At 73.6% G+C, this 15,572-nt stretch carries 16 protein-coding genes; 11 read left to right on the top strand and 5 right to left on the bottom strand.

Annotated features, from left to right (window positions below; translation table 11 throughout):
* Window positions 1–3: 3 nt before the first annotated feature.
* From whiA to ACWPWW_RS02710, 6 genes are all read left to right on the top strand, one after another.
* Window positions 4–984, top strand: coding sequence for a DNA-binding protein WhiA (gene whiA / locus ACWPWW_RS02735; protein ID WP_454048809.1), 981 nt, complete (start codon window positions 4–6; stop codon window positions 982–984).
* A 223-nt stretch (window positions 985–1,207) separates the two neighbouring features.
* Window positions 1,208–2,212 (top strand): type I glyceraldehyde-3-phosphate dehydrogenase, encoded by a 1,005-nt coding sequence (gene gap, locus ACWPWW_RS02730; protein WP_454048808.1) that lies wholly within the window; start codon window positions 1,208–1,210, stop codon window positions 2,210–2,212.
* A 144-nt stretch (window positions 2,213–2,356) separates the two neighbouring features.
* Window positions 2,357–3,547, top strand: a complete 1,191-nt coding sequence (locus ACWPWW_RS02725) for a phosphoglycerate kinase (protein ID WP_454048807.1) — start codon at window positions 2,357–2,359, stop codon at window positions 3,545–3,547.
* 5 nt (window positions 3,548–3,552) lie between these two features.
* The gene (gene tpiA, locus ACWPWW_RS02720; protein WP_454048806.1) at window positions 3,553–4,341 is read left to right on the top strand and encodes a triose-phosphate isomerase; all 789 of its coding nucleotides are present in this window, start codon (window positions 3,553–3,555) and stop codon (window positions 4,339–4,341) included.
* 203 nt (window positions 4,342–4,544) lie between these two features.
* Window positions 4,545–4,787, top strand: coding sequence for a preprotein translocase subunit SecG (gene secG, locus ACWPWW_RS02715; protein ID WP_454048805.1), 243 nt, complete (start codon window positions 4,545–4,547; stop codon window positions 4,785–4,787).
* A 13-nt stretch (window positions 4,788–4,800) separates the two neighbouring features.
* Window positions 4,801–5,160 (top strand): RNA polymerase-binding protein RbpA, encoded by a 360-nt coding sequence (locus tag ACWPWW_RS02710; RefSeq protein WP_454048804.1) that lies wholly within the window; start codon window positions 4,801–4,803, stop codon window positions 5,158–5,160.
* A gap of 187 nt (window positions 5,161–5,347) precedes the next feature.
* Here ACWPWW_RS02710 and ACWPWW_RS02705 read toward each other — a convergent pair whose 3' ends face one another.
* The 5 genes from ACWPWW_RS02705 to tal all read right to left on the bottom strand — a co-directional run bounded on the left by ACWPWW_RS02705 (window position 5,348) and on the right by tal (window position 10,392).
* Window positions 5,348–5,836, bottom strand: coding sequence for a hypothetical protein (locus ACWPWW_RS02705; RefSeq protein WP_454048803.1), 489 nt, complete (start codon window positions 5,834–5,836; stop codon window positions 5,348–5,350).
* A 206-nt stretch (window positions 5,837–6,042) separates the two neighbouring features.
* Complete coding sequence (gene pgl, locus ACWPWW_RS02700; RefSeq protein ID WP_454048802.1) at window positions 6,043–6,825, bottom strand: 6-phosphogluconolactonase; 783 nt, start codon at window positions 6,823–6,825, stop codon at window positions 6,043–6,045.
* Window positions 6,822–7,739: a glucose-6-phosphate dehydrogenase assembly protein OpcA gene (locus ACWPWW_RS02695; RefSeq protein ID WP_454048801.1), complete on the bottom strand. Its 918-nt coding sequence runs from the start codon at window positions 7,737–7,739 to the stop codon at window positions 6,822–6,824. Before ACWPWW_RS02695 ends, pgl begins: the two co-directional genes overlap by 4 nt.
* Window positions 7,736–9,277: a glucose-6-phosphate dehydrogenase gene (gene zwf, locus ACWPWW_RS02690; protein WP_454048800.1), complete on the bottom strand. Its 1,542-nt coding sequence runs from the start codon at window positions 9,275–9,277 to the stop codon at window positions 7,736–7,738. Before zwf ends, ACWPWW_RS02695 begins: the two co-directional genes overlap by 4 nt.
* Window positions 9,274–10,392 (bottom strand): transaldolase, encoded by a 1,119-nt coding sequence (gene tal / locus ACWPWW_RS02685; RefSeq protein ID WP_454048799.1) that lies wholly within the window; start codon window positions 10,390–10,392, stop codon window positions 9,274–9,276. The genes zwf and tal overlap by 4 nt, the downstream gene beginning before the upstream one ends.
* Window positions 10,393–10,723: 331 nt before the next feature.
* Between tal and ACWPWW_RS02680 the strand changes: the two genes are divergently transcribed.
* The 5 genes from ACWPWW_RS02680 to scpB are packed head-to-tail and all read left to right on the top strand — an operon-like array spanning window position 10,724 to window position 15,139.
* The gene (locus tag ACWPWW_RS02680; protein WP_454048798.1) at window positions 10,724–11,677 is read left to right on the top strand and encodes a heme o synthase; all 954 of its coding nucleotides are present in this window, start codon (window positions 10,724–10,726) and stop codon (window positions 11,675–11,677) included.
* Between the two features lie 25 nt (window positions 11,678–11,702).
* The gene (locus ACWPWW_RS02675; RefSeq protein ID WP_454048797.1) at window positions 11,703–12,710 is read left to right on the top strand and encodes a site-specific tyrosine recombinase XerD; all 1,008 of its coding nucleotides are present in this window, start codon (window positions 11,703–11,705) and stop codon (window positions 12,708–12,710) included.
* Between the two features lie 29 nt (window positions 12,711–12,739).
* Window positions 12,740–13,606: a ParA family protein gene (locus ACWPWW_RS02670; RefSeq protein ID WP_454048796.1), complete on the top strand. Its 867-nt coding sequence runs from the start codon at window positions 12,740–12,742 to the stop codon at window positions 13,604–13,606.
* Window positions 13,590–14,465: a segregation and condensation protein A gene (locus ACWPWW_RS02665; RefSeq protein ID WP_454048795.1), complete on the top strand. Its 876-nt coding sequence runs from the start codon at window positions 13,590–13,592 to the stop codon at window positions 14,463–14,465. Before ACWPWW_RS02670 ends, ACWPWW_RS02665 begins: the two co-directional genes overlap by 17 nt.
* Window positions 14,466–14,521: 56 nt before the next feature.
* Window positions 14,522–15,139 (top strand): SMC-Scp complex subunit ScpB, encoded by a 618-nt coding sequence (gene scpB / locus ACWPWW_RS02660; protein ID WP_454050382.1) that lies wholly within the window; start codon window positions 14,522–14,524, stop codon window positions 15,137–15,139.
* Window positions 15,140–15,572: the final 433 nt, after the last annotated feature.

Below are 15,572 nucleotides of genomic sequence, written 5' to 3'. Positions count from 1 at the left end.
CGCATGGCTCTGACGGCACAGGTGAAGGACGAGCTTGCGCGGCTCCAGGTCGACAAGACGTCGTGCCGCAAGGCGGAGGTGTCGGCGACGCTGCGGTTCGCCGGCGGGCTGCACATCATCTCGGGGCGGATCGTCATCGAGGCCGAGCTCGACACCGGCGCGGCCGCCCGGCGGCTGCGGACGGCGATCGCGGAGGTCTACGGCCACCAGTCCGAGGTCATCGTCGTCTCCGGCGGCGGGCTGCGCCGCGGCAACCGGTACGTCGTGCGGGTCGTGAAGGACGGCGAGTCGCTGGCCCGGCAGACCGGTCTCCTCGACAACCGCGGCCGGCCGGTGCGCGGGCTGCCGCCGCAGATCGTCGGCGCGGGCCCGCAGGAGGCGGAGGCCGCCTGGCGCGGCGCGTTCCTCGCGCACGGCTCGCTGACCGAGCCCGGCCGGTCGTCCGCGCTCGAGGTGACCTGCCCCGGGCCCGAGGCCGCGCTGGCCCTGGTCGGCGCGGCGCGCCGGCTCCAGATCTCCGCCAAGGCCCGCGAGGTGCGCGGCATCGACCGCGTCGTGATCCGCGACGGCGACGCCATCGCGGCCATGCTCGCCCGGCTCGGCGCGCACGACACGCTGCTGGTCTGGGAGGAGCGCCGGGTCCGCCGCGAGGTCCGCGGCACCGCCAACCGCCTGGCCAACTTCGACGACGCGAACCTGCGCCGGTCCGCGCGCGCCGCCGTCGCCGCCGGTGCCCGTGTCGAGCGCGCGTTCGAGATCCTCGGCGCCGACCTGCCGGAGCACCTGCGCGAGGCGGGGGAGCTGCGGCTGGCGCACAAGGAGGCGTCGCTGGAGGAGCTCGGCAAGCTCGCCGACCCGGTGCTGACCAAGGACGCCGTGGCGGGGCGGATCCGCCGCCTGCTGGCGACCGCCGACAAGCGTGCCGCCGACCTGGGCATCCCCGACACCGAGTCGGGTCTCAGCCCGGACCTGCTCGACCTCTGAGCCGCACGCGGATCACCTGCTCGCGCCACCCGGGAGGGTGTCCGCAGGCAGACCTAGGTCCCTGCGGCACCGGTCGCGCGGGTATAGGCTCTGTGCCATCCGGAGATCACCTGCGGGTCAAGATCGTGTGACCACGGCGTTTCCGGAAGCGCACAGCGGCGTGCGCAGTCCATCACCGCAACAGTGTGTGCCGGCCCCTGCCGGCGCGTGCCGAGGAGGGCAAGTGACCATCAAGGTCGGCATCAACGGCTTCGGCCGCATCGGGCGCAACTTCTACCGGGCCATCGTGGCGTCGGGCGCCGACATCGAGATCGTCGGCGTCAACGACCTGACGGACAACAAGACGCTCGCGCACCTGCTCAAGTACGACACCGTGCTGGGCCGCTTCCCGCTGAGCGTCGCGTTCGACGACGACAACATCATCGTCGACGGCAAGAACATCCGCGCCCTCGCGGAGCGCGACCCGGCCAACCTCCCCTGGGCCGAGCTCGGTGCGGACATCGTCATCGAGTCGACCGGCTTCTTCACGGACGCCGAGAAGGCCAAGGCGCACATCGCCGCCGGTGCCAAGAAGGTCATCATCTCCGCCCCGGCGAAGAACGAGGACGGCACCTTCGTCGTCGGCGTGAACCACGAGTCGTACGACCCGGCCACGCAGCACATCATCTCGAACGCGTCGTGCACCACGAACTGCCTCGCCCCGCTGGCCAAGGCGCTCAACGACTCGATCGGCATCGAGCGTGGCCTCATGACCACGATCCACGCCTACACGGGTGACCAGAACCTGCAGGACGGCCCGCACAAGGACCTCCGTCGTGCCCGCGCCGCCGCGCAGAACATCGTCCCGACGTCGACCGGTGCGGCCAAGGCCGTGGCGCTCGTGCTGCCGGAGCTCAAGGGCAAGCTGGACGGCTACGCGCTGCGCGTCCCGACCATCACCGGCTCTGCCACCGACCTGACCTTCACCGCCTCGCGCGAGGTCACGGTCGACGAGGTCAACGCCGCGATCAAGGCCGCCTCGGAGGGCCCGCTCAAGGGCATCCTGTCCTACGTCGAGGACGAGATCGTCTCCAGCGACATCGTCACCGACCCGCACCAGAGCATCTTCGACTCGAAGCTGACCAAGGTGTCGGGCGACCTCGTGAAGGTCGTCTCCTGGTACGACAACGAGTGGGGCTACTCGAACTCCCTCGTCGCGCTCACCAGCTACGTCGGCGAGCGTCTCTGACACTCGCCCGTCCGTAGCGACGGTCATGCGTCCGCGCACCGCCGGGGTCGGTCCCACCGACTCCGGCGTGGCGCGGACGCTGCCATGTAGGGACCAGGACGCCGCCGGCACGCCGACGGCGCCGACGGAGCAAGGTAGGAGATCATGAAGACCATCGAGGACCTCGGCGACCTGCGCGGCAAGCGCGTGCTCGTCCGTTCCGACTTCAACGTGCCGCTCGACGGCACGACCATCACCGACGACGGCCGCATCCGCGCCGCCCTGCCGACGCTGCGGCGCCTGCTGGACGCCGGCGCCCGCGTCGTCGTCACCGCGCACCTCGGCCGCCCGAAGGGCGAGCCCGACGCGACGTACTCCCTCGCCCCGGTCGCCGCCCGCCTCGGCGAGCTGCTCGGCCAGGACGTCACCCTCGCCGAGGACGTGGTCGGCGACTCCGCCAAGGCCACCGTCGCGGCGCTGCAGGACGGCCAGATCGCCCTGCTCGAGAACATCCGGTTCGACGCCCGCGAGACCTCGAAGGACGACGCCGTGCGCGGCGAGCTGGCCGACGAGCTCGCGCAGCTCGCGGACGCGTTCGTGTCCGACGGCTTCGGCGTGGTGCACCGGAAGCAGGCGTCGGTCTACGACGTCGCGCTGCGGCTGCCGCACGCGGCCGGCACCCTGGTGCTCGCCGAGGTCGAGGCGCTGCGCAAGGCCGTCGAGGACCCGGAGCGCCCCTACGTGGTCGTGCTCGGCGGCTCGAAGGTCTCCGACAAGCTCGGCGTCATCGCCAACCTGCTGACGAAGGCCGACAAGCTGCTCATCGGCGGCGGCATGGTCTTCACCTTCCTCAAGGCCCAGGGCCACGAGGTCGGCTCCTCGCTGCTCGAGGAGGACCAGGTCGAGACGGTCAAGGGCTACCTCGCGCAGGCGCAGGAGTCCGGCGTCGAGATCGTGCTGCCCGTCGACATCGTCGCGGCCGACGGCTTCGCGGCCGACGCCCCGCACGAGACCGTCGCCGCGAACGCCATCCCCGCCGGCAAGATGGGGCTGGACATCGGCCCGAAGTCGGGCGAGCTGTTCCGCGACGCCATCCTCGGCGCGAAGACCATCGCCTGGAACGGCCCGATGGGCGTCTTCGAGTTCGACGCGTTCGCGGCCGGCACCAAGGCCGTCGCGCAGGCGCTCGTCGACACCGACGGCTTCTCCATCGTCGGCGGCGGCGACTCGGCCGCGGCCGTGCGCCGGCTCGGCTTCGACGAGGCCGGCTTCGGCCACATCTCGACCGGCGGCGGCGCGTCGCTGGAGCTCCTCGAGGGCAAGACCCTCCCCGGCATCGCGGTCCTGGAGGCCTGACGAACATGGCACGCACCCCTCTCATCGCGGGCAACTGGAAGCTCAACCTCGACCACCACGAGGCCGTGCACCTGCTCCAGAAGCTCGCCTGGTCCCTCAAGGACGCCAAGCACGACTTCTCGGACGTCGAGGTCGCCGTCCTGCCGTCGTTCACCAACCTGCGCTCCGTGCAGACGCTGGTGGACGCCGACAAGCTGGAGATCGGCTACGGCGCGCAGGACGTGTCGCAGCACAAGTCCGGCGCCTACACCGGCGAGGTGTCCGCCGCGCAGCTCGCGAAGCTGGGCGTCACCTACGTCGCCGTCGGCCACTCGGAGCGTCGTGAGTACCACGGCGAGTCCGACGCGGTCGTCGCCGCCAAGGCCGTCGCCGCGTTCGGCGCGGGCATCGTCCCGATCGTGTGCGTCGGCGAGGGCCTCGAGGTCCGCAAGGCCGGCGAGCACGTCGCGTACACCCTGACGCAGCTCGAGGGCTCGCTCGCCGGCATCACCGCCGAGCAGGCGAAGTCCGTCGTCGTCGCCTACGAGCCCGTCTGGGCCATCGGCACGGGCGAGGTCGCCACGCCCGAGGACGCGCAGGAGGTCTGCGAGGCCGTCCGCGGCAAGCTGGCCGAGCTGTACTCGGCCGAGGTCGCCGACGCCGTCCGCGTGCTGTACGGCGGCTCGGTGAAGTCCGGCAACGCCGCGCAGATCATCGGCAAGCCCGACGTCGACGGCGCGCTCGTCGGCGGTGCGTCGCTCGACCCCGAGGAGTTCGCGAAGATCGCGCTCTTCCGGGCGAACGCCGCGGCCTGACCCACGCCGCACCCGGCCGGCGCCGGTGCGGGCGGTCCTCGTGACCGCCCGCACCGGCGCCGGACGGGGGACCTCGGGACGCGCCGGAGGCATCGTGCTGGATTCCTCGGCCCGGCGTCGCCTACCCTGAACCCGCGTTCCACCCGAGTACGACCCCGACCCCCACCGGGCCGGGCCCACGAAGCGAGAGAGTCAGAGACGTCGTGACAGCCCTCACCATCGCCCTCCAGGTCCTCCTGGTGGTCACGAGCCTGCTGCTCATCCCGCTGGTCCTGCTCCACAAGGGCAAGGGCGGCGGCCTGTCCGACATGTTCGGCGGCGGCATCACCAGCAGCGCCGGCAGCTCCGGCGTCGCCGAGCGCAACCTCAACCGCATCACCGTGGGCGTCGCCCTGGTGTGGGCGGTCATCATCATCCTGCTCGGTCTCATCGAGCGCGTGAGCTGAGGGAGAAGACCTCATGGCGAGCGGAAGTGCGATCCGGGGCTCGCGTGTCGGCGCCGGCCCCATGGGCGAGGCCGAGCGCGGCGACGCGGCCCCCCGCATCTGGATCTCCTACTGGTGCGCGAACGGGCACGAGACCCGGCCGAGCTTCGCGGAGGAGGCCGCCGCCGAGGCCCCCGAGCTCTGGGACTGCCCCCGCTGCGGCTTCCCGGCCGGTCAGGACGAGGCGAACCCGCCGTCGCCCGTGCGGAACGAGCCCTACAAGACGCACCTGGCCTACGTGAAGGAGCGCCGGTCCGTCGAGGACGGCGAGGCGATCCTGGACGAGGCGCTGGCAGCGCTCCGTGCCCGCCGAGGCGGCCGCGGCGTGCGCTGACGCACGACCGCGACAGAGGCCCCGCAGCCACGGCAGCGGGGCCTCTCGCGCACCCCGGCCCGTCTCGCGCACGCCGCGTGCGCCCTCGGCCGTGCCACGTGGACAGCTCTGCCCGACTCGCCGGTGCGTGTCGGGCCGACATCTCCACGTGAGGCGGGCCGGCGCGGGTGCCGCACCCGCCTGCGCGTCATCCGCCGGTGAACACGTCGATCGCCAGGGGAGCGCCGACCTCCTCGCACGCGGTGGCGAGGTCGGCCTCGGCCCGGGACCACTCGGGGGAGCGCACACCGGTCGACTCGGCGAACGCCCCGGGCGCTCCGGCCGGCGCGGCCGCCTGCAGCGCGCCGATCGCGGTCTGCACGGCGCTGTCCCCGCCGGAGGGCAGACGGCCGAGCACGCGGTCTGCCAACCGGTGCCAGCCGTCACGCTCTTGCTCGGCCATCCGGCCGTCGGCGAAGCCCCGATCGGCGTTCTCGACGATCGTCAGCACATCGCCGAAGTCGGTGCAGATGGTGGCGTCGTCGTCCGCCGGGGTCGTCGGCGCGGGTCGCTGGATCCCCGCACCCGTCGCGGGTGCCTCGGTCCCGCCCGCGGGGACGTCATCGGCACCGCAGGCACTCAGGACCGCCGTGACCAGCACCGTCGCGGACAGCACTGCCCACCGTCTCGTTCGCATGCGCGGATGCTACCGATGCCGGTACCCGGGGCGGACGGACTTGAGCCGAGGTCCTGGCGCCGCCCGCGGCGTCCGGCACGCGGGTCGGGGGGCGTGCAGACGTCGGGCGGGGAGGCAGGGGAGCCGTACCGCCGGCTCGTGCGTGCGCGGAGGGCCCCGCAGCGCTCGGCTGCGGGGCCCTCCGGTTGGTGCGAAGGTGCCGCGGGTCAGGCGGCGCCGGGCGTCGCGCCGATCTGCGCGACGGCGGCTGCGTCGACCAGCCACAGCGTCGCGGCGGTGCCGCGGGCGCCGGCGGCGGGGGTGACGTCGACCGGGGCGTCCGACAGGGCGGACGCGACCGCGTCGGCCTTCTCGGCGCCGGCGGCGACGACCCACACCTCGTTCGCGGCGCGGATGGCCTCGAACGTCAGCGACACGCGCTCCGGCGGCGGCTTCGGGGAGCCGTGCACCCCGACGGTCGGGACGCCGGTGGTGCCGACGGCCTCGTGCCCGGGGAACAGGGACGCGACGTGGCCGTCGGGTCCCATGCCCAGCATGAGGACGTCGAACGTCGGGACGTCGGCGCCCTCGGGTGCGAACGCGGCGAGCTCGGCGGCGTAGGCCGCGGCCGAGTCCTCCGGGGTCGCGATCCCGGCGGTGGCGTCGAGGGCGCGCATCGGGTGCACGTTCGCCGCCGGCAGGGCGTCGCCGAGGGGACCGATCAGCGCCTCGCGGGCCTGGGTCTCGTTCCGCTCGGCGTCGCCGTCGGCGAGGAACCGCTCGTCGCCCCACCACAGGTGCACGCCGGTCCAGTCGACGGCGTCGCGGGCGGGCGAGGCGGCGACCGCGGCGAGGGTCTTGATCCCCACGGTGCCGCCGGTGAGGACGACGTGCACCGGTGCCGCCGCCGACTGCAGGTCGACGAGGCGGGTGATCAACCGGGCGGCCGTGGCCTCGGCCAGCACGGTCGCGTCGGGGTGCACGAGGACGGTGCGCGGCGCCCCGGTCATGCGCCGACCTTGGTGAGGCCCTTGCGCAGCACCTCGCCGTAGACCTCGTCGGCGTCGAGCCGGCGGAGCTCCTCGGCCAGGCACTCGCGCAGCTGGCGGATCGGCAGGGCGATCCGGTGCTCCGGCTGCTCGGGCTGGCGCAGGGCGGCCGTCTTGCCGTCGGGACGGTCCAGCACGATCGGCCCGGACTTCCGCTCCAGCCGCACCTGCGTGATGGCGGGGGCGTCGGCCTGGCGCTCGATGTCGACGGGGCAGTTCAGCGCGAGCCCGAGCCACGCGGCCATGAGGTCGACCGACGGGTGGGTGCTCTCGCCGGACACGACGGCGCGCTGCACCGGCTCGAACGGCGGCTGGTCCAGGGTCGCCGCGATGAGCCCCCGCCACAGCGTGGTGCGGGTCCACGCGAGGTCGGTGTCGCCCTCCGCGTAGTGGTCGGCGAGCTTGTGCAGCGTGTCGGTCGGGCCGGCCGTCTCGGTGCTGTCGGTGATCCGGCGGCGCGCGAGCTGGCCGATCGGGTGCTGCGACGGGTCCTCCGGCGCGGCGTACGGCCACCAGGCGACGATCGGCGCGTCGGGCAGCAGCAGCGGCAGCACGAGCGTGTCGAGGTGCCGCGCCTGTGCCTCGGAGGGGTGCAGCAGGACGACCTCGCTGGCGCCGGCGTCCCCGCCGAGGCGGATCTGCGCGTCGAGCTCGGAGCCCTGGCCGGGGCCGACCTCGGTGAGCACGATGACGCGGCACGGGTGCTCGCGGCTCGCGTCGTTGGCGGCCTCGATGGCGGCCTCGGGGTCGTTGGCGCCGACGTCGATGATGAGCGTCAGCACGCGGCCGAGGGCGACGGCGCCGCCCTCGTCCCGCTCCTGCACCAGCCGCTTGTTGATGTCGCGGGTGGTCGTCTTGGGCAGGTCGATGATCACGGTCGCCTCCAGGTCCGTCCGTCGCGCTCCATCATGCGGTCGGCCGACTCCGGCCCCCAGGTACCCGCGCGGTAGGGCTCGGGCTTCCCCTTGGACGCCCAGTAGGACGTGATGGGGTCGAGGATCTTCCAGGAGAGCTCGACCTCCTCGTGCCGCGGGAACAGCGGCGGGTCGCCCAGCAGGACGTCGAGGATCAGGCGCTCGTACGCCTCCGGGGAGGACTCGGTGAACGCGTGGCCGTAGCCGAAGTCCATCGTGACGTCGCGGACCTCCATCGCGGTGCCCGGCACCTTGGCGCCGAACCGCAGGGTCACGCCCTCGTCGGGCTGCACGCGGATGACGAGCGCGTTCTTGCCGAGCTCCTCGGTCGCGGTCGACTCGAAGGGCAGGTGCGGCGCCTTCTTGAACACGACGGCGATCTCGGTGACGCGTCGGCCGAGGCGCTTGCCGGTGCGCAGGTAGAACGGGACGCCGGCCCAGCGGCGGGTGTCCACGTCGACGCGGATGGCGGCGAAGGTCTCGGTGGTCGAGTTGGGGTCGAACCCGCCCTCGTCCAGGTAGCCGACGACCTTCTCGCCGCCCTGCCAGCCGGCGGCGTACTGGCCGCGGGCGGTGTGCTTGCCGATGTCCTTCGGCACGCGCACGGCGGAGAGGACCTTGATCTTCTCGGCCGTCAGGTCGTGCGCGTCGAACGTGACCGGCTCCTCCATCGCCGTGAGGGCGAGGAGCTGCAGCAGGTGGTTCTGGATGACGTCGCGCGCCGCGCCGATGCCGTCGTAGTACCCGGCGCGGCCGCCGACGCCGATGTCCTCGGCCATCGTGATCTGCACGTGGTCGACGTAGTTGGCGTTCCAGATCGGCTCGAACAGCTGGTTGGCGAAGCGCAGCGCGAGCAGGTTCTGCACCGTCTCCTTGCCGAGGTAGTGGTCGATGCGGAACACGTCGTCCGGGTGGAACACCGAGGAGACGACGTCGTTCAGCTCGCGCGCCGACTGCAGGTCGTGGCCGAACGGCTTCTCGATCACCACGCGCCGCCAGGCGTCCTCGACGGACTCCGAGAGGCCCGAGCGGGCGAGCTGCTTGCACACCACGGGGAACGCGCTCGGCGGCACCGACAGGTAGAACGCGTGGTTGCCCCCGGTGCCACGGGTGACGTCCAGCTCCTCCACGGTCTGCCGCAGCCGGTCGAAGGCGTCGTCGTCGTCGAAGGTGCCCTGGACGAACCGGATGCCCTCGGACAGCTGGCGCCACGTCGACTCGCGGAAGGGCGTGCGCGCGTGCTCCTTCACGGAGTCGTGCACGATCTGCGCGAAGTCCTGGTCCTCCCAGTCGCGCCGGGCGAACCCGGTGAGCGCGAAGCCCGGGGGGAGCAGACCGCGGTTGGTGAGGTCGTACACCGCGGGCATGAGCTTCTTGCGCGCCAGGTCGCCCGTGACCCCGAAGATCACCAGGCCCGAGGGCCCCGCGATGCGGGGGAGCCGGCGGTCGCGCGGGTCGCGGAGCGGGTTGTGCTCCGGCGTGACCTTCGCGGGCCTCACTCGGTCACCTGGTCCAGGCCGCCGCGGACGGTGTCGAGCAGCTCGGCCCAGGACTTCTCGAACTTGTCGACGCCCTCGCGCTCGAGCGCCTCGGTGACCTCGTCGATCTCGATGCCGAGCGTGGCGAGCGCGTCGATGACCCGCTGCGCCTCCTCCTGCGTGCCGGTGACCGTGTCGCCCCGGAAGTCGCCGTGGTCGGCGACGGCCTGCAGCGTGCCCTCGGGCATGGTGTTGACGACGCCGGCGACGACGAGCTCGTCGACGTACCGCGTGTCGGGGTAGGCCTTGTCCTTGACGCCGGTCGAGGCCCAGAGCGGGCGCTGCGGCTTGGCGCCGGCGGCGGCGAGGGCCTGCCAGCGGTCGGAGGCGATGACCTCCTCGTAGACGCCGTACGCGAGCCGCGCGTTGGCGATGGCCGCCTTGCCGCGCAGCTCGGCGGCCTCGGGGGAGCCGATCTCGTCCAGCTTCGGGTCGATCGCGGCGTCGACGCGCGAGACGAAGAACGACGCGACGGAGGCGATGGGCGCGAGGTCGTGGCCGTTGTCGCGTGCGCGTTCCAGCCCGGTGACGAACGCGTCGAGGACGGCGCGGTAGCGCTCGAGCGAGAAGATCAGCGTGACGTTGACGCTGATGCCGTCGGCGAGGACGTCGCTGATCGCGGTCAGGCCGTCGAGCGTCGCCGGGATCTTGATGAACAGGTTCGGCCGGTCGACGGTCGACCACAGCGCGCGGGCGGAGTCGACGGTGGCCTGCGCGTCGCGGGCGAGACGGGGGTCGACCTCGATCGACACGCGGCCGTCCACGCCGTCGGTGGCGTCGTACACGGGGCGCAGCACGTCCGCGGCGTCCCGCACGTCGTCGGTCGTGATCGAGAAGACCGCGCCGTCCACGTCCGTGCCCTGCGCCGCGAGCTGCTTCAGCTGCTCGTCGTACGCGTCACCCTTGGCCAGCGCGCTCGCGAAGATCGTCGGGTTCGTCGTGACGCCCACCACGCGGCGCTGGGCCACGAGGTCCTTGAGGTTCCCGGTGCGCAGGCGCTCCCGGGACAGGTCGTCCAGCCATACCGCGACTCCTGCGTCGGCCACCTGGTCGAGCGCCGTGGTGCCCTCACTCATCGTCGTGCCACCTCACTTCTCGTCCCGGCACGACCACCGGGACGTCGACGGACGGTCGACCCGGTCGCAGATGGCCGGGCGCCGCTCACGCCCGACCGCGTCTGGCATGGTCGAGCGTGCTGTTCGAGCCTAGACCCGGAGAGGGGGCGTCGCCGGTCGGTCCACAGGCGCGACGCGCCGGGGCGACGGACGTCACACCCCTGGGACCGAGGTCCCGGGCGCTCCGTGGCCGCATCTGCTGCCGGAGGGGCCGTACGATGGCACGGATCATTCGCGAGGCCCCGGCCTGCGCGGACCGAGGACAGGGGCGGAGGACCGGAGCGTGCGCACGATGAGTCCAGCCGCTCCCGCAGGTGCGTCCTCCCGCCCGCCGCAGGGCGTGGCGGCCCAGGGGCGCACGGGCTGGCGCCGCCGGCTCGGCGCGTACGTCGCGCTGACCAAGCCGCGCGTCATCGAGCTGCTCCTCGTCACCACCGTGCCGACGATGATCCTGGCGCAGGGCGGCCTGCCGTCCATCGGGCTCGTCCTCGCCACGCTCGTGGGCGGCGCGGCGGCGGCCGGCTCGGCGAACGTCCTGAACTGCTACCTCGACCGCGACATCGACCAGGTGATGAACCGCACCAAGCGCCGGCCGCTGGTGACGGGGGAGATCACCCCGCGCGCCGCGCTGGTCTTCGGGCTCGTGCTCGGGGTCGCGTCGCTGCTCTGGCTCGCGCTCGTGGTCAACGTGGCGTCGTCGCTGCTGACCGGCGTCGCGATCCTCATCTACGTCGTCGGCTACACGATGATCCTCAAGCGCCGCACCCCGCAGAACATCGTGTGGGGCGGGGCGGCCGGCTGCATGCCGGTGCTGATCGGCTGGTCCTCGGTGACCGGCGGGATCTCCTGGGCCGCGGTGCTGCTGTTCGGCGTGATCTTCTTCTGGACCCCGCCGCACTACTGGCCGCTGTCGATGAAGTTCCGCAAGGACTACGCCGCCGCCGGCGTGCCGATGCTGCCCGTGGTCGCGGCCGAGTCGAAGGTCGCCAAGGAGATGATCGCCTACACGGTGGCGATGATCGCGTGCTCGCTCCTGCTGGTGCCCGTCGCCGGGATGACCTGGGTCTACGCCGTGGTGGCGACCGCCCTCGGCGTGTGGTTCCTGTGGTCCTGCATCGGCCTGTACCGTCGCGCCCAGGACCCCTCGCGCGGCAAGCTGCGCGCGATGTCGGTGTTCCACGGGTCGATCACGTACCTGTCGCTGCTGTCGGTCGCGGTGGCGGTGGACGTCTTCCTCCCGCTCTGACACGAGCAGCCCGGGAGGACGGCGCATGGACGACGCCCCGGTCGCCCCTGCGCTGCGGTCGGCCCTGGAGGGCTACCTCGCGCACCTGACCGTCGAGCGCGGCCTGTCGCCGAACACGCTCGCCGCCTACCGCCGCGACCTCACGCGCTACGTCGAGCACCTGACCTCGGCAGGTCGAACCGGGGTCGCCGACGTGACCGAGGCCGACGTCGAGGGCTTCCTGGTCGCCGTGCGCACCGGCTCGGACGGGCGGGCGGTGCTGTCGGCGTCGTCCGCGAAGCGCGCCGTCGTCGCCGTGCGCGGCTGGCACCGGTTCTGCGTCCTGGAGGGTCTGAGTGCCGCCGACCCCGCCCGCGCCGTGCGCCCGCCCCAGCAGTCGCAGGTGCTGCCCAAGGCGATCTCGACGCACGACGTGGAGCGGCTGCTGGACGCGGCGTCGCTGGGCGACGGACCGGTGCCCTTGCGCGACCGGGCGCTGCTGGAGCTCGTCTACTCCACCGGTGCGCGCATCTCCGAGGCGGTCGGACTGGACGTCGACGACCTCGACCTGACCCCCGGGCGTGCCGCGGTCCGGCTGTTCGGCAAGGGCAGCAAGGAGCGTGTCGTGCCGGTCGGCGCCTACGCGGTGGAGGCGGTCGAGGCGTACCTGGTGCGCGCGCGCCCGGCGCTGGCGGCGGCCGGCCGGGGCGGGTCCGCCGTGTTCCTCAACACCCGCGGCGCCCGGATGTCCCGGCAGAGCGCGTGGGCGGTGCTGCGTACGGCCGCCGAGCGCGCCGGGCTGCCGGGGGCGGACCACGTGTCCCCGCACACGCTCCGGCACTCGTTCGCCACGCACCTGCTGGCCGGCGGTGCCGACGTGCGCGTCGTCCAGGAGCTGCTCGGGCACGCCTCGGTGACGACCACGCAGATCTACACGAAGGTGACGCCGGACACGCTCCGGGAGGTCTACGCGACCAGCCACCCGCGCGCCAGGCGGGACAGCGCGGCGCGGGCCGCGGCGGGCGCCGCGCGCACCGGCGCGGGAGACCGCTGACCGGCCCGTCCCTCCGGTAAGTTGTCCGGGTGGCACGCGAGGAGACGACCGAGACCGTTCTCGACCCGGTGGGCAGGCCCCTGCCGGACTTCCCCGTCCCCGCGCCGCTCGCCGCCCACGGTCCGGCCCGCGTCATCGCGATGTGCAACCAGAAGGGCGGCGTCGGCAAGACGACCTCCACGATCAACCTGGCCGCCGCGCTCGCCGAGTACGGCCGCCGGGTCCTGATCGTCGACTTCGACCCGCAGGGCGCGGCCTCGGTGGGCCTCGGCGCGAACCCGCACGAGCTGGACCGCACCGTGTACGACCTGCTGGTCGACCGGCACGCGTCGATCACCGAGATGATCCTGCCGACCGAGATCGAGAACCTGGACCTCCTGCCGGCGAACATCGACCTGTCGGCCGCCGAGGTGCAGCTGGTCAGCGAGGTCGCCCGCGAGTCGATCCTGTCCCGCGTGCTGCGGCCCGTGCTCGACGACTACGACGTCGTCCTGGTCGACTGCCAGCCGTCGCTCGGCCTGCTCACCGTGAACGCGCTGACCGCCGCGCACGGCGTGCTGATCCCGCTCGAGTGCGAGTTCTTCGCGCTGCGCGGCGTCGCCCTGCTCGTGGAGACGATCGAGAAGGTCCGCGACCGGCTCAACCCGCGGCTCGAGGTGGACGGCATCTTCGGCACGATGTTCGACTCGCGCACGCTGCACGCCCGCGAGGTCGTCGCCCGCGTGTACGAGGCGTTCGGCGACACGCTGCTGCACACGATGATCGGCCGCACCGTGAAGTTCCCCGACGCGTCCGTCGCGGCGGAGCCGATCACCACCTACGCGCCGACGCACGCCGGGGCCCTCGCCTACCGGCAGCTGGCCCGGGAGCTCGTCGCCCGTGGCGACGCCGCCTGACGTCGCCCCCGCGGCGAGCACGGCCGACGCGCCGGTCGGGTCCAGCGCCTTCGAGGTGCACCTGGAGAACTTCTCCGGGCCGTTCGACCTGCTGCTGGGGCTGATCTCCAAGCACAAGCTCGACATCACCGAGGTCGCCCTGGCGGCGGTCACGGACGAGTTCATCGCGCACATCCGCGCCGCCGAGCGGTCGGCGGCCGACGGCGGGCGCACCTGGGACCTGGGGCAGGCCAGCGAGTTCCTGCTCGTGGCCGCCACGCTGCTCGACCTCAAGGCCGCCCGGCTGCTGCCCGCCGGCGACGTCGAGGACGCCGAGGACCTGGAGCTGCTCGAGGCGCGGGACCTGCTGTTCGCGCGGCTGCTGCAGTACCGCGCCTACAAGGTGGTGGCCGCGGACATCGGCACCCGCCTGACCGAGCAGGGCAAGCGGTACCCGCGCACCGTGGCGCTCGAGCCGCACCTCGCCGCGATGCTGCCGGAGCTGGTGTGGAACCTCGGCCCCGACGAGCTCGCGGCGCTGGCGGCGAAGGCGCTCGCACCGCCCCCGCCGCCGCCCGGCGTCGACATCAGCCACCTGCACGCCCCGGCCGTGAGCGTCCGCGAGCAGGCCGCCGTGCTCGCCGACCGGCTGCGGCACGGCGGGGCGGCCACCTTCCGGGCGCTGACCGCGGACGCCGGCTCGACGCTGGTCGTGGTCGCCCGGTTCCTCGCCCTGCTCGAGCTGTTCCGGGAGGGGCTGGTCGGGTTCGACCAGGTGACGCCGCTCGGTGAGCTGACCGTGCGGTGGACCAGCGAGGGCGACGGCGACATCGCCGTGACGACGGACTTCGACGAGGCGGACCAGGAGGTGGGCGCGTGACCACGACGAGCGAGGACCCGGCCGGGGGCGCGGCGCTCGACCTGCCGTCGATCGACCTGCCGGTGCCCGACGAGGCCGCCCCGGACGTCGCCGAGCTCCCCGGCGGGGCCCTGGCCGCGCTCGAGGCGGTGCTGATGGTCGCCGACGAGCCGATCCCGGCTGTGCGCCTCGCCACGGTGCTGGACCTCCCGGTGCCGGACGTCGTCGACCTGCTCCGCACGCTCGCCGAGGAGTACCGCGGCGAGCACGGCGGGCGTCCCCGCGGGTTCGAGCTGCGGCAGGCCGGCGAGGGGTGGCGGATCTACTCCGCTCCGGTGTACCACCAGGTCGTCGGGCGGTTCGTGCTCGACGGCCAGACGGCGCGGCTCACCCAGGCCGCGCTGGAGACGCTGGCCGTGATCGCCTACCGCCAACCGGTCACCCGGGGGCAGGTCTCGGGGGTGCGCGGCGTCAACGTGGACGGCGTCGTCCGCACCCTGACGGCCCGCGGGTTGGTCGCCGAGGCGGGCGTCGACCCGAGCACAGGTGCGGTCCTGTACCGGACCACGGGATACTTCCTCGAGCGGATGGGCCTCACGAGCCTCGATGAGCTGCCCCCGCTGGCGCCGTACCTGCCCGACATCGACGCGTTCGACGGGCTGGACGGCGCAGACGGTACGACAGGAGACGTGTGATGAGTGCAGCAGGACAGGGCGGCCGGGGCCGCGGCGGAGCGGGCGGCGGCAGCGGTGCGCGCGGAGCCGGTGGCGGTGCGGCGGGCCGGTCCGGCGGACCGGGCCGCGGCGGTGCCGGTGGCGGTGCGGGTCGGCCCGGCGGTGCCGGGCGACCGGGCGGCGGTGCCGGGCGACCCGGCGGCGCTGGGCGACCGGGCGGCTCCGGCCGTCCGGGCGCGTCGGGCGGCTCCGGCGGCTCGGGTGGCCCCGGGCAGCGCGGCGGCGGCTGGCAGGGCGGCGGCTCGGGCGGTGGCCAGGGTCGTGGGCAGGGCAGCGGTGGCGGGCAGGGCGGTGGCCGTCCCGGCGGCGAGCGCCGCGGTCCCGCGGGCGGCATCGGCCGCCCGGGTTCGACGTGGCCCTCCGGCCCCTCGCGTCCCGCGCCCCGGCGCCGCTC

The sequence above is a fragment of the Cellulomonas sp. Marseille-Q8402 genome (assembly GCF_965119525.1).
The sequence above is the reverse complement of the archived record's forward strand: the minus strand, read 5'-3'. Positions and strand labels throughout refer to the sequence as shown.

Bases quoted from the DNA above. Each gene is read 5' to 3' on its own strand.
- whiA (WP_454048809.1), top strand. From the start codon at position 4: ATGGCTCTGACGGCACAGGTGAAGGACGAGCTTGCGCGGCTCCAGGTC.
- ACWPWW_RS02725 (WP_454048807.1), top strand. From the start codon at position 2,357: ATGAAGACCATCGAGGACCTCGGCGACCTGCGCGGCAAGCGCGTGCTC.
- tpiA (WP_454048806.1), top strand. From the start codon at position 3,553: ATGGCACGCACCCCTCTCATCGCGGGCAACTGGAAGCTCAACCTCGAC.
- ACWPWW_RS02710 (WP_454048804.1), top strand. From the start codon at position 4,801: ATGGCGAGCGGAAGTGCGATCCGGGGCTCGCGTGTCGGCGCCGGCCCC.
- ACWPWW_RS02705 (WP_454048803.1), bottom strand. From the start codon at position 5,836: ATGCGAACGAGACGGTGGGCAGTGCTGTCCGCGACGGTGCTGGTCACG.
- pgl (WP_454048802.1), bottom strand. From the start codon at position 6,825: ATGACCGGGGCGCCGCGCACCGTCCTCGTGCACCCCGACGCGACCGTG.
- tal (WP_454048799.1), bottom strand. From the start codon at position 10,392: ATGAGTGAGGGCACCACGGCGCTCGACCAGGTGGCCGACGCAGGAGTC.
- ACWPWW_RS02680 (WP_454048798.1), top strand. From the start codon at position 10,724: ATGAGTCCAGCCGCTCCCGCAGGTGCGTCCTCCCGCCCGCCGCAGGGC.
- ACWPWW_RS02675 (WP_454048797.1), top strand. From the start codon at position 11,703: ATGGACGACGCCCCGGTCGCCCCTGCGCTGCGGTCGGCCCTGGAGGGC.